Consider the following 11,914-nt stretch of genomic DNA (forward strand, 5'->3'; position numbering starts at 1 on the left):
TCATGCTCCGTTCGACCTTAGCGTACGATTTTGCACAACTCATGTTCTGACCCCTACAAGGAGGCGGCACGATAGTACGCCGAGATATATTACGAATTGAGCTTCTGGCGGATGGCCGCTTGACCGTGAAAGGTGAAGGCGGGGACATGGTCGCGGATGACGTTGTGATAGCAACTGGCGCTTTCTCGAAGCATTTCGCCGCTGCAATGGGGGATAGTATACCCCTCGACACCGAACGAGGATATCATCTCTATCTGTTAGACACCGATGCCCTCCCGACTTTGCCTATTACCGACGCTGAAGGTAAGTTTATAGTGACCCCCATGGCGGACGGCCTACGCCTAGCCGGAACGGTCGAATTTGCTGGCCTTTCCGCAGGCCCAAACTGGCGAAGGGCAGATGCGCTTTTGTCGGGTGCCCAGAGGCTGCTTCCGCACCTTCGCCGGAATTTCGACATGTCCGCAATCAGACAGTGGATGGGTTTTCGTCCAAGCTTGCCCGATTCCATGCCAGTCATAGGTCGCTCTAAAAGGTCCCGGAATGTCTATTACGCCTTCGGTCACGGCCATATCGGCATGACGACGGCACCAAAGACTGGGGAAATCGTCTCAGCGCTGATTTCCGGAAGGGCACCGAGTATCGACATTTCCCATTTTAGACCAGATCGCTTTTAACGCGGAACCTTGCTCTCTGTTGGTGTTCGCGCCCGATATAACTGGCAGCGCAGTGAACAAGAGATGGCGTAGCTACTATCGCTTGAGCGTTTTTACCACCCAGTTGATCACCATCGCCGACAATCGCCAGTGGCTGTGATTTGCCCATTGGTGGCCACGAATTGCAACCGCGAGGATTGAGCAACGTGGCCTACGATTTAGGCATGAGGGCTCATAAGGTCAAGAACAGCGGTCAGAAGGCGCCGTGCTGGAAGGCTACGGCCATTTTGAGCGGTCGAAACAACCATTACCTCGTAGTATATTGCAGGACGAAATTCACGAATGGTTACAAAGTCGCGATACAAACACGAGTGTGCTGCTATTGGCTCAACGATCGAAAGGCCCGCACCGCTGGCTACTAATCCCATTATACCTGCGAAAAACTCACACTCGCAAACAATGTTGAGCTTGGGACCAGCCATGCTTATTCTGTTTAAGACCTTTGAATACGTCGGTTGCCAGGGAGTTAGTGAGATAAACGGATACTTCTGTATGTCCGCAGGAGTGAGATAGGACTTATCCTCGAGTTCATGACCGCGGGGCAGCACAGCTGCACATCTCAACCGATGAACATTATTTAAGTTATGGTTTACATCGATCGGAGTTTCAGCGATCAATATATCTGCGTTCGGGGAATGAGTGAGGTCCCAGAGTAAATTGGACCCTTTGGTCGATATGCGAAACCTAGTATTTGGATACTCCTGCCTGACGGTCGCAATTGCCTGTGGGAGCCAGCCCAGACTAGCAGCGGGGTGAGCATGCACAGTCACGATACTAGCGCTATCACTTGTCAAGTCAGTGAGCGTTTGATTCACAGAGGCAAGTCCGTTCATCGCAATGACGGCGTCTCCGTGCAGAACTCTTGCCTCCTCGGTAGGGCGTAACCGATTACCAGACCGAGTAAATAGCGCGATGCCAGCGTTCTTTTCGAGGCGAAATATAAGGTTACTTACTGCAGGTTGGCTTATTCCCAATGATTCTGCAGCTTCGGACAATGTCCGGCATGACATCACCGCGATGAAAGCTTCAATCTGGCGAAAATCATTTATCATTATAACCTCATGTTATGATATATGGGGAATCCCATATTGAAGCGATATTTGACCGATGCGCGCTAGTGATGCATTGTGATTTCGTCGCCCGGTTGCCTAGCAACCCCGGCTCGTTAACAATGATAACATTGGGATATCGGACGGCAAGGCCCCTATACCCCAAGACTTCCCGAAAGGACTGCATAATGCTTGAGGTCGGAGTTTTGCTGACCATGGACGTGGAGCCGACGACGGCAACCACTCATTCCTCGGCCACAGGGCCGGCCGATTGGGATTTCGGCGAACTTGCGGTCCGGGGATACTGGGACCGCGGAATGCAGCGCGGCTACCCTGTGACATTCTTCGTGCACCCCGAGGCCGCGGTGGCGCAGGCTGACTTATTTCGCTCACTGCGTGACAAGGGCGCGTGCCTTGGGCTCCATATGCATCCTTGGAAATATTCCCTGTGGAGGTTCGCAGGCGAGCGGTTTCTGGCTCACTTTGGGTGTTTGAGCGAGAACGAACAACGTGAGCTGCTTTCTGACGCGTCTTCTGTCTGGACCGAAGCGATCGGATCACAGCCGCTGTATTTTCGGCCAGGCACGTTTTCGGCTAATGACGCAATCTTTCGTGTCTTGCAGGAACTGGGCTACGAAGGGGGTTCGTGTTCGGCGCCGGGCCGGGAGATGCCGGAGATGCGGGCTATCTGGTGTGGTGCGGAACCGGACCCGCATCGTGCGCACGACCAGTTTCGGTCTGTCCGAGGCGAACTAGATTTCGTAAACGTTCCACTTGCGATGGATTTCTCCAAGCTGCTAACGGGTCGCAATGGTCGAAAGATGTATGCTGATCTGCGCCCCGATATTGATTGGCCCGAACAATATGGAGTGGAGTGGAAGTCGATTGCATCAAACATCCTTCGACAAATAAAGGAACGTGGCCCGTGCGCGCCGATCGTTAGTGTCATAACTCATAACCAGTATGATTACACTAATTCCGCCGATCCAGCGACGGTCCGACTCGCCCTTATGCTCGACGCTCTAGCTCAGGCTGCTGAAGAAGAGGAGGTTCGTCTTGTTGGCCGAACGCTAGAAGAAATGGTGTCGATCGTTCGGAAGTCACCAATTAGGCAGGATCCGTTTGTCTGTGAGGGCGCTATCTTCGAGCTTACTGGAGAAGCTGCTACGATGAGGCGTGGCTGACGAGAGAGGTGAAAAGACATTCAATCAGAGTGCTCGGCGCGGCGCCAGCTTCCCGAGCAGTCAGCCGCAAGGCCCCGGCTATGCTGCGACGCGTAAGGGCTCATTGGCAGCGAAGCATGTTGTGCCATCTTCCACCCGCTTCTGCGGGGACCCTACCGATTATATGCTGCCGTCGGTGAAGAACTAGCTGGCAAATTGCGCCGCGACTGGGTGGATGCAGGGCGGGCGCTGATAGTGCCTTGGGACGACGCGGGTTTCTCTCGAATGACATCGCACCCTGCCGTCAACTCTGATAGGCCGAGGCGGCGGGGGGCGGAAGAGTATCCAACCGAAGCACCGCGATGATGCCATTTTGGGGGGAATGGCAACCGCCGACGGGCCCGCGTCTAGCGCACCGCGTATACCCCAGACTCACCTGTCCCAGGGTGCTGGCCGAAGGGCATCCACCGCGAAGTTTCTTTGGGGAGATGTCTGGCTTCATAATCCGGCATTATAGAAGCGTTGGAAGCAATAATCTGTGAAAATGTAATTTGATGGCCTCTATTGCAAACACAAAAACTGCCGTCTAATGATGATGTCAGCGTGCATCAAAGCGGAGGTAAAGCAGTATTCTGCGTTGTCATGAGAAAAATATTGTGCTGTAACTGCGTTGCTGTGCGCGGTGCCGCCGATATGATGCTCATGAGAAACGCCTAGGTCTGCTGATGTTGATCCCCGTCCACATCAACATCTCTGCGCGACGCTCCCCGTGTAAAATTGGCAATCCGCTTCATTCAAGGCCGAGGACCTAAATGTCATCACTTAGCAACTCTCTCGATCAGACCGACCGCGCGCTGCTCATCCACCCCTATTCAAATCTTGTCGCGCATGAACAAGCGGGACCGCTCATCATATCCCGAGGGGATGGCGTCCGAGTCTATGACGTTGGCGGAAAGGAATATATCGAGGGGCTTGGCGGTCTATGGAGCGCATCGCTCGGCTTTAGCGAACGTGAAATCGCCGAGGCTGTGTATGAACAAATGGTTCAATTGCCGTTTTATCATGGCTTTCATTCCAAATCGACTCCATCTCTAATAAAGCTCGCGCACCACCTTGCAGAGATCTCCCCCATCCCAGACGCGAAGTTCTTTTTCGCAAACTCCGGGTCTGAGATAAATGACACGGTAATAAAGTGCATTTGGTATGCAAATAATGTGGCTGGTTACCCGGCCAAGAAAAAAATCATCACCAGGAATCGTAGTTATCATGGAGTAACCATTGCAACCGCCAGTATGACCGGGCTGGCAGCCAATCATTCTGATTTCGACCTTCCGATCGATAGGTTCCTTAAAGTCATGTGCCCTGACTTCTACCGAGAAGGTCTGGAGGGAGAAAGCGAAGAGCAGTTCAGCGATCGTTGTGTCGCCGAAGTGCGCGACCTGATTGAGCGCGAGGGTGCGGACACAATAGCGGCGTTTGTTGCGGATCCGGTCATAGCGGGTGGAGGAGTGCTCCCGCCTCCAAAGGGGTACTTTGAAAAGCTTCAGCCTCTTCTCAAGGAGAATAAAATTCTTTTTGTTGCAGACGAGGTCATCTGCGGGTTTGGCCGCACCGGCAACATGTTTGCTACCGAAACTTACAACCTGCGTCCTGACATTGTCACTGTGGCCAAAGCTCTAACCGCGTCTTATATCCCAATGTCAGCGGCAATGATCGCCCCTAGCGTGTGGCAGCCGATCGTTGAGGGAAGTAGAAAGCACTCTGTATTCGCTCACGGCTACACTTACTCCGGACATCCAGTGGCCGCTGCAGCTGCACTGAAAACGCTGGAGATTATGGAAAAACGCAATATTATTGGCCATGTTAAAACCGTGGCAAAGGTTTTTGCTAGCCGGCTGGAAAGTTATCGTGGGCACCCGCTTGTAGGCGACGTTAGGCACGTCGGTTTGATCGGCGGCATCGAACTGGTATCCAATAAGGCTACCAAGGCACCGTTCCCAGTTGAAGTCGGGACAGGGGCGCATTGCTTGCGGGCTGCACACAAACACGGTGTGATTCTGAGGTCGATCGGAGATATCGTTGCTTTTTGCCCGCCCCTGATTATTAGCGAGGACGAGGTAGATGAGATGTTTTCGCGTTTTGACCGGGCTCTCGACGACACGCACGCCATGCTAAAAGGCAAGGAGCTAGCATGAGCGCCTATCGAGAGCTGGCTCTTTTTATCAACGGCGAGTGGGAGGTGTCGACATCAGGCTCGCTGCTCCCAGTTGTAAATCCCGCAACGGGCGAGGCCATAGGCTCGTTGCCTGTGGCGACCATCGAGCAAATAGACAGTGCAGTCAAATCGGCCAGCCGCGCGTTCGCTGAATGGAGGCGGGCCCCTGCGACAGAACGTCGGAATGTTTTACGGCGCGCCGCGGAGATCTTGAGGGAAAAGGCGGAGACCGTAGCTTACCGCCTTACACTTGAGCAGGGTAAGCCAGTTGCGCAGGCTAGGCTCGAGGTTACAAGGGTCTGCGATATATTTGAATATTACGCAGAGGAAGCCACTCGGCTTTGTGAGCGAAGCTTTCCTGCCCGGCCGGACGGTATACAGCATCAGTTGGTGCCGGAGCCCGTAGGCGTGATTGCAGCCTTTACAGCCTGGAACTTCCCGTTGGTTTTGGCTGGGCGCAAACTGGCGATGGCGTTGGCTGCCGGGTGTTCGGTGGTGTTGAAGGCATCCGAAGAAACACCAGCGTCAGCAATGGCGTTAGTTGAGGCACTCGATGATGCTGGCTTACCCAAGGGCGTAGTAAACTTACTGTTTGGCCGGCCTGCGGAGATTGCGGAGAGGCTGATTGGTGCTCCTGAAGTTCGTAAGATAAGTCTCACAGGGTCCATACGCGTTGGCAAGCAGATCGCTGAAAATGCAGGACGGTACCTAAAGCCGTGCAGTCTCGAATTGGGCGGGCACTGCCCCGTACTGATATTCCCCGATGTGGACATAGAAGATACCGTTGATAAGTTGGTTTCAGCAAAGTTCGCAAACGCGGGTCAGATTTGTACATCGCCAAGCCGCTTTATGATCCACGCAGATATCTATGATCGATTTGTGGACGTGTTCTTGCGTCGCACAGAGCAGCTTCAACTTGGCAATGGTATCGATTGCGTAACTCAGGTCGGTCCACTCGCCAATGAAAGGGGGTTGAGGTCGATTGAAGAGTACGTCGACAGCGCTCGGAGGGCGGGCGCACGTATACTCTGTGGTGGCGCGAAGGCAGATCGCCCGGGATATTTCTATCGCCCCACCGTGATGGTAGATTTGCCAAGCGATGCTCGAGTGATGCAGGAAGAATATTTTGGCCCATTGGCTCCGATGGTACGCTTCAAGCATGAAGATGAAGCTGTAAAACTCGCAAATTCGTTGCCATATGGCTTGGCGGCTTACGTATTCACGCGTGATGAGGTCCGATCGAAGCGGTTAGTGCAGAGTATCGAAGCCGGCGGTGTTTTCATCAATACTGCTGTGACACTATCAGAGTATACGCCATTTTGCGGCGTGAAAGAGAGTGGATATGGATACGAGGGTGGGCGTGAAGGGCTTGAAACCTTCGTGCATTACAAGCTGGTAAACCGCGTTACCTGTGACGGCTAACAAAGGCGAAAGAGCGACCCTCGACATGGATTTCGAGGGTCGCGATGTAGTGGCGATCTAGAATGCTTGGCCATGGCCATCCCCGTCACACGTCGGTCCTTGTTCCTCCCCACAGCTGTCTAAGAGTCCGTCCCGGAACTCATGACGCTCGCGCGATGCGGCGGATAAGAACCATGGCGGCGGCTGCGTAGAGGAAGGCCGTCGCGGAGGCGATGGTGGCTTCGGCGTCCTTCCAGAGCCGTCTATTTCGATTGATCCAGGCGAAGAAGCGCTCGACGACCCACCGCCGGGGCTGAACGGCGAAGCCGATTTGATCGGGCTTGCGCCGGACGATCTCGACGGCGATGCGGGTGGCGGTCGCGACACGCGGGCCTTGGTAGCCAGCGTCCGCGAAGACCTTCTCGATGAAGGGGAACGGGCGGCGCGAGGCGGCCAGCAGCGGGCCCGCCCCATCGCGATCCTGCACGCTGGCGGGATGGGCGAAGAGGACGAGGCCACGCCCGTCGGTATCGACGAGGGCGTGGCGCTTGCGACCCATGATCTTCTTGCCGGCGTCGTAGCCACGGGGCCCACCGGCTTCGTTCGTTTTCACGCTCTGGCTGTCGATGATGCAGGCGCTGGGCGAGGCCGGCCGACCGCTGCGTTCGCGATCGATCATCAGCAGCGCATGGTTGAGAGCCTCGAACACGCCCCCGTCTCGCCAGGCCGCAAACCAGCGATAGGCCGTGCTCTTGGGCGGAAGGTCGCTCGGCAGAAGCCGCCAGGCGACGCCTCCGCGCATGACGTAAAAGATCGCGTTGACGATCTCGCGCAGCGGCCAGGAGAGCGGCCGGCCCGTCCGCTTCGGCGCCGGTAGCAACGGCGCAATCAGCCGCCACTCCGCATCCGTCAAATCCGTTTCATATCGAAGTCCCGCGCGACTATGCTGCCGGCGAGTGGCTGGGGTCCACATCGCTCGCTCCAAGATGGCCTGAACAACCCCTTGGAATCACGAGTGCCCCAGTCGCTCAACCCTTTCGGGACGGGCTCTAAGATCTGGAAGAAGATGGAGCTACCCATGGCCATTCCTGGTTGGGAAGATGTGCTTGCGGCACACGAGCGCATCAATCCCTACGTTCTCCGCACCCCGGTCTTAGCTTCACCGCTCTTGGACAAGCTCGCAGGGGCTGAGCTTTTTTTCAAATGCGAGGCCCTTCAGCGGGCGGGCGCATTCAAAGCTCGCGGAGCTGTAAATGCAGTCTTCGCCTTACCCGTTAGTCAGCTTGCGAATGGTGTCGCAACGCACTCATCCGGCAACCACGGCACTTGCCTCTCCTACGCAGCCAACCGGAGAGGTATGCCCTGCACCGTGGTCATGCCGAGAACCGCCCCGCAAGCAAAGAAGGACGCGGTCCGGGCGTTTGGCGGGAAGGTCGTCGAGTGCGAGCCGTCCACCTCGTCAAGAGAGGCGGTCTTTGCCGAGGTGGTAGCCGCGTCTGGGGCCGAGTTCGTGCATCCATATAACGACGCACGTGTGATCGCCGGCCAGGCCACCTGCTCCCGGGAACTGATTGAGCAGGTCGATGGTCTGGTGGCGGTGGTTGCCCCGATCGGCGGCGGCGGCATGGTTTCGGGTACCTGCCTCACCCTGTCCAATCTGTCACCGAAAGTTCGCGTCTATGCCGCCGAGCCCGAACAGGCGGACGATGCATATAGAAGCTTCAAAGCCGGCTACATAATCGCCGACGACGCGCCGACCACGATCGCTGATGGTCTCAAGGTGCCGCTGAAGGATCTCACCTGGCACTTCGTTCAAAGGTACGTCACGGATGTGCTGACCGTGTCTGAGGCGGAGATCATCGATGCGATGGGGCTGATCTGGAAACACCTGAAGGTAACGGCCGAGCCCTCCAGCGCCGTAGCGTTGGCTACCGTTCTGAAAAACAGAGATATTTTCGCCGGACAGCGGGTGGGCGTCATCCTGACGGGCGGGAATGTCAACCTCGACAAACTGCCATGGCAATGACGGAGTGACACAAATGGTCGACGATATCCGGTTCGCTGGTCTTGAAGTTGGATACGATGTCCCGGCGCTGCCTGGGATGAGCTACGAGGACATTCAGACTCCTTGCTTGATCCTGGATCTGGACGCGCTCGAGCGGAACATCCGGAAAATGGGCGACTACGCGAAGACGCACAACATGCGCCACCGGGCGCACGGCAAGATGCACAAGTCTGTCGATGTCCTGAGGCTGCAGCAGGAGCTGGGCGGGGCGGTGGGCGTATGCTGCCAGAAGGTGTCAGAGGCGGAGGTGTTTGCCCGTAGCGGCATCAAGGACATTCTGGTTTCCAACCAAGTGCGCGATCTGGCTAAGATCAATCGTTTGGCGACCCTGCCAAAACTGGGTTCGCGGATAATCGTCTGCGTTGACGACGTGGCCAACGTCCATGACCTCTCGGCAGCAGCGGTGAGGCATGGAACAACGATCGAATGCTTCGTCGAGGTGGACTGCGGTGCTGGGCGGTGCGGCATCACCACTGCCTCCGCCGCGGTGGAGATTGCCAAGGCGATCGATGCAGCTCTGGGCCTAAAGTTTACCGGGCTGCAGGCTTACCAAGGCGCGATGCAGCACATGGAGGGCTATGAGGACCGCAAAGGCAAGCTGGATATCGCAATAGCGCTCGTGAGGGAGGTCGTCTCGGCGCTTGAGGGCGAAGGGCTAAAGCCGGAACTCGTCAGCGGAGGCGGCACCGGTAGCTACTATTTCGAGAGCAATTCCGGGGTGTACAACGAGCTGCAGTGCGGCAGCTACGCGTTCATGGACGCTGACTATGGCCGCATCCAAAACAAAAGCGGGGCCCGCATAGACAGCGCCGAATGGGAAAACGCCCTGTTCATCCTGACCAGTGTGATGAGCCACGCCAAGTCGAATAAGGCGATCTGCGATGCTGGACTGAAAGCGCAGTCGGTCGACTCTGGGCTTCCGTTCATATTCGGCCGCGAAGACGTGAAGTACGTGAAGTGCTCAGACGAGCATGGTGTCATCGATGACCCCGATGGCGTGCTCAAAATCAATGAGAAGCTTCGCCTGGTTCCGGGGCATTGCGACCCGACCTGCAACGTGCACGACTGGTATGTCGGAGTTCGAAACGGCAAGGTCGAGGCATTGTGGCCAGTCTCCGCCCGCGGCAAGGCATTCTGAACACGGCTGGGGGCTTCGGATGATCATCGTTCCAGAGAGCGCCATTTCGAGCTTGATCGGCTTTGAGGAATGTGTGGAAGCCGTCGAGCGGGTTTTCGCCGCGATGGCGAGCGGGTCTGGCCTGAACTTTCCCGTTGTGCGCGAGCCGATCGGCAACGGTGGCGCGCTTTTCGGGGTCAAGGCCGGCTTCGACCACGAGCGCTCGACGCTCGGGCTGAAGGCTGGCGGCTTCTGGCCGGCCAACGCCGAGCAGGGCATTACCAATCACCAATCAACGGTTCTCCTCTTCGACGCAGCCAGCGGCCAATGCCATGCGATGATAGGCGGGAATCTCCTGACCGCATTGCGAACCGCGGCCGCATCCGCGATATCGATCAAGCATCTCGCCCGGCAAGATGCCAAGGTGTTGGGCATTATCGGTGCCGGCCACCAGTCCACTTTCCAGCTGCGCGCTGCATTGATGCAGCGCGACTTTCAGCGGGTGGTCGGCTGGAACATCCAGCCGGAATTGTTGGATCGGCTGCAGGCCGTGGCCTCCGAACGGGGGCTGCCGTTTGAGGCTGTTGATCTGGACAGGCTCGGAGCTGAAGGTGACGTCATCATCACCATCACGTCCTCGTTTCGACCGATACTCAAAGCGTCGCAGGTTCGACCCGGAAGCCACATCGCGTGCATGGGGACGGACACGAAGGGCAAGCAGGAAGTCGAGGCTGCCCTAGTTGCGTCGGCGACGGTGTTCGCGGACGAAGTGGAACAGTCGGCAACCATCGGCGAGTGCCAGCATGCCGTGGCCGAGGGGATTCTGGATAGGGCTCGCATCACGCCTATCGGCTCGGTGTTGCTTGGAGAACACGTGGGACGGTCAAGTCCGTACGAGATCACCTTGTTTGACGGCACAGGGGTTGCTCTCCAAGACCTAGCAGTCGCCTCGGCAGCGGCACAGATCGCAGTCGAACGCGGAATAGCCATTGAGGTCGAGCTTTAGCCCGGTGTGCCCAACCCGGGACGGCCGCTCGTGCGCCAGACTCTTTGAACATCGAGAGGGGCAATCGAGCGGCCCTATTTGGCGGGCAGGGAACCACGGCGGTTATTGTCTACGCTGCCTTCGCGCGGAGCAATGTGTCGGCCGGCATGGTTTGCTCGGCCTCCGGCGCGACGACCACTGCGGTGGCAGCCGACAGAGCCCTCCCTCCGACCTTTGGCATGCATAGGGTTCAAGCCAGGCAGCAGCCTGCACGATTAGAGCATGTCCGGTTTAATCCGGCTCATACCCTGCTGCCTTAAAGTAGTTTGCGCATTCGGCTGGCGAGAAGAGTTCGACGAAAGAACCGACGGTGTCCCATAAGGCGGTGATCGTGCTCTCGGCCTTTGCACGCATCAGAGCCTTGAGCTTGGCAAAGGCGTTCTCGTTTGAGTTAAAATCGGGACTATAGGCTGGCAGGAACATAAGCGTTGCGCCGACTGCTTCAATCGCGGCGCGAATCCCGGCGGCCTTGTGGGCAGGCAGGTTTATCCATCACGACGATGTCGCCCTCCGACAGGGTCGGGACCAGCACCTGCTCGACATAGGCGTGGAACACGCTGCCGTTCATCGCATCGTCGTAGACGGAGGGCGCTGTCATTCCGATCAGCGGCAACGCGCCGCTGAAGGTGGTTGTCTTCAAATGGCCGTGCGGCCCGCCCGCCCGGCACGTGCGCCGCGCGGTGACCGTCCACACAGGGTCATCTTCGTCGACAGGTCGGTCTCGTGGATGAAGACCAGCTTGGCCGGATCGAGATCTAGTTGACCAGCGAACCAATCGCGGCGGCGCTTCAGGATGTCGGGACGCTCCTGCTCCAGTGCATGTGCGGTCTTTCTTTGAATGTCCAGCCGTTCCCATCAAGCCAGTCGCTCAAGGCGCGAGCCGCGTCGGCATCCTTGTTGTCGGGGTGCCAACTCTCCGATCCTCGCCCGGGCGATCCAGCCGATCGCGCTCGATACCCGATGCCGAAACGTGTTGCCGCCTGACTTACTCGTCTGCAGCCTTAAAGACACGCAACCGCAAATACTCGCCGAACGCTCTCGCCATTATCAACCTCCGCCAAAGCGGATGTTGAATCAGAGGCTGGATCTGGCTGCGGATTCCGACGTGAAGCCGGCCGGCATTCCGATCAATATCCGGCCACCGTT

Annotated in this window: 9 protein-coding genes and 1 pseudogene; 7 read left to right on the forward strand and 3 right to left on the reverse strand. The window is 57.1% G+C overall.

Annotation, left to right across the window (positions count from 1 at the left end; all coding sequences use genetic code 11):
- Positions 1 to 71 precede the first annotated feature (71 nt).
- Positions 72 to 674 carry an NAD(P)/FAD-dependent oxidoreductase gene (locus ACODTJ_RS28440; protein ID WP_488851526.1) on the forward strand — a complete coding sequence of 201 codons (603 nt, stop codon included), beginning with the start codon at positions 72 to 74 and terminating at the stop codon, positions 672 to 674.
- A gap of 197 nt (positions 675 to 871) precedes the next feature.
- Here ACODTJ_RS28440 and ACODTJ_RS28445 read toward each other — a convergent pair whose 3' ends face one another.
- The gene (locus tag ACODTJ_RS28445) at positions 872 to 1,765 is read right to left on the reverse strand and encodes a LysR family transcriptional regulator (protein ID WP_488851512.1); all 894 of its coding nucleotides are present in this window, start codon (positions 1,763 to 1,765) and stop codon (positions 872 to 874) included.
- 185 nt (positions 1,766 to 1,950) lie between these two features.
- On the opposite strand from ACODTJ_RS28445, the gene ACODTJ_RS28450 reads away from it, so the two are divergent.
- The 3 genes from ACODTJ_RS28450 to ACODTJ_RS28460 all read left to right on the forward strand — a co-directional run bounded on the left by ACODTJ_RS28450 (position 1,951) and on the right by ACODTJ_RS28460 (position 6,562).
- Positions 1,951 to 2,946, forward strand: coding sequence for a polysaccharide deacetylase family protein (locus tag ACODTJ_RS28450; RefSeq protein ID WP_488851514.1), 996 nt, complete (start codon positions 1,951 to 1,953; stop codon positions 2,944 to 2,946).
- Between the two features lie 791 nt (positions 2,947 to 3,737).
- Entirely contained in the window at positions 3,738 to 5,120 is a 1,383-nt protein-coding gene (locus tag ACODTJ_RS28455) for an aminotransferase (RefSeq protein ID WP_488851516.1), read from the forward strand.
- The gene (locus ACODTJ_RS28460; protein WP_488851518.1) at positions 5,117 to 6,562 is read left to right on the forward strand and encodes an NAD-dependent succinate-semialdehyde dehydrogenase; all 1,446 of its coding nucleotides are present in this window, start codon (positions 5,117 to 5,119) and stop codon (positions 6,560 to 6,562) included. The genes ACODTJ_RS28455 and ACODTJ_RS28460 overlap by 4 nt, the downstream gene beginning before the upstream one ends.
- Positions 6,563 to 6,701: 139 nt before the next feature.
- On the opposite strand, the gene ACODTJ_RS28465 is transcribed toward ACODTJ_RS28460, so the two are convergent.
- Entirely contained in the window at positions 6,702 to 7,514 is an 813-nt protein-coding gene (locus ACODTJ_RS28465; protein ID WP_047170150.1) for an IS5 family transposase, read from the reverse strand.
- Between the two features lie 105 nt (positions 7,515 to 7,619).
- On the opposite strand from ACODTJ_RS28465, the gene bhcB reads away from it, so the two are divergent.
- The 3 genes from bhcB to bhcD are packed head-to-tail and all read left to right on the forward strand — an operon-like array spanning position 7,620 to position 10,729.
- Positions 7,620 to 8,567 carry a beta-hydroxyaspartate dehydratase BhcB gene (gene bhcB, locus ACODTJ_RS28470; protein WP_488851520.1) on the forward strand — a complete coding sequence of 316 codons (948 nt, stop codon included), beginning with the start codon at positions 7,620 to 7,622 and terminating at the stop codon, positions 8,565 to 8,567.
- A 13-nt stretch (positions 8,568 to 8,580) separates the two neighbouring features.
- Positions 8,581 to 9,744 (forward strand): 3-hydroxy-D-aspartate aldolase BhcC, encoded by a 1,164-nt coding sequence (gene bhcC / locus ACODTJ_RS28475; protein ID WP_488851522.1) that lies wholly within the window; start codon positions 8,581 to 8,583, stop codon positions 9,742 to 9,744.
- A gap of 19 nt (positions 9,745 to 9,763) precedes the next feature.
- Positions 9,764 to 10,729, forward strand: coding sequence for an iminosuccinate reductase BhcD (bhcD, locus tag ACODTJ_RS28480; RefSeq protein ID WP_488851524.1), 966 nt, complete (start codon positions 9,764 to 9,766; stop codon positions 10,727 to 10,729).
- Between the two features lie 270 nt (positions 10,730 to 10,999).
- Here the strand turns inward: bhcD and ACODTJ_RS28485 are convergent.
- Positions 11,000 to 11,813 (reverse strand): annotated as a pseudogene (locus tag ACODTJ_RS28485) (IS630 family transposase).
- Between the last annotated feature and the right edge of the window lie 101 nt (positions 11,814 to 11,914).

It is taken from the genome of Allobosea sp. FG18, from assembly GCF_057809495.1.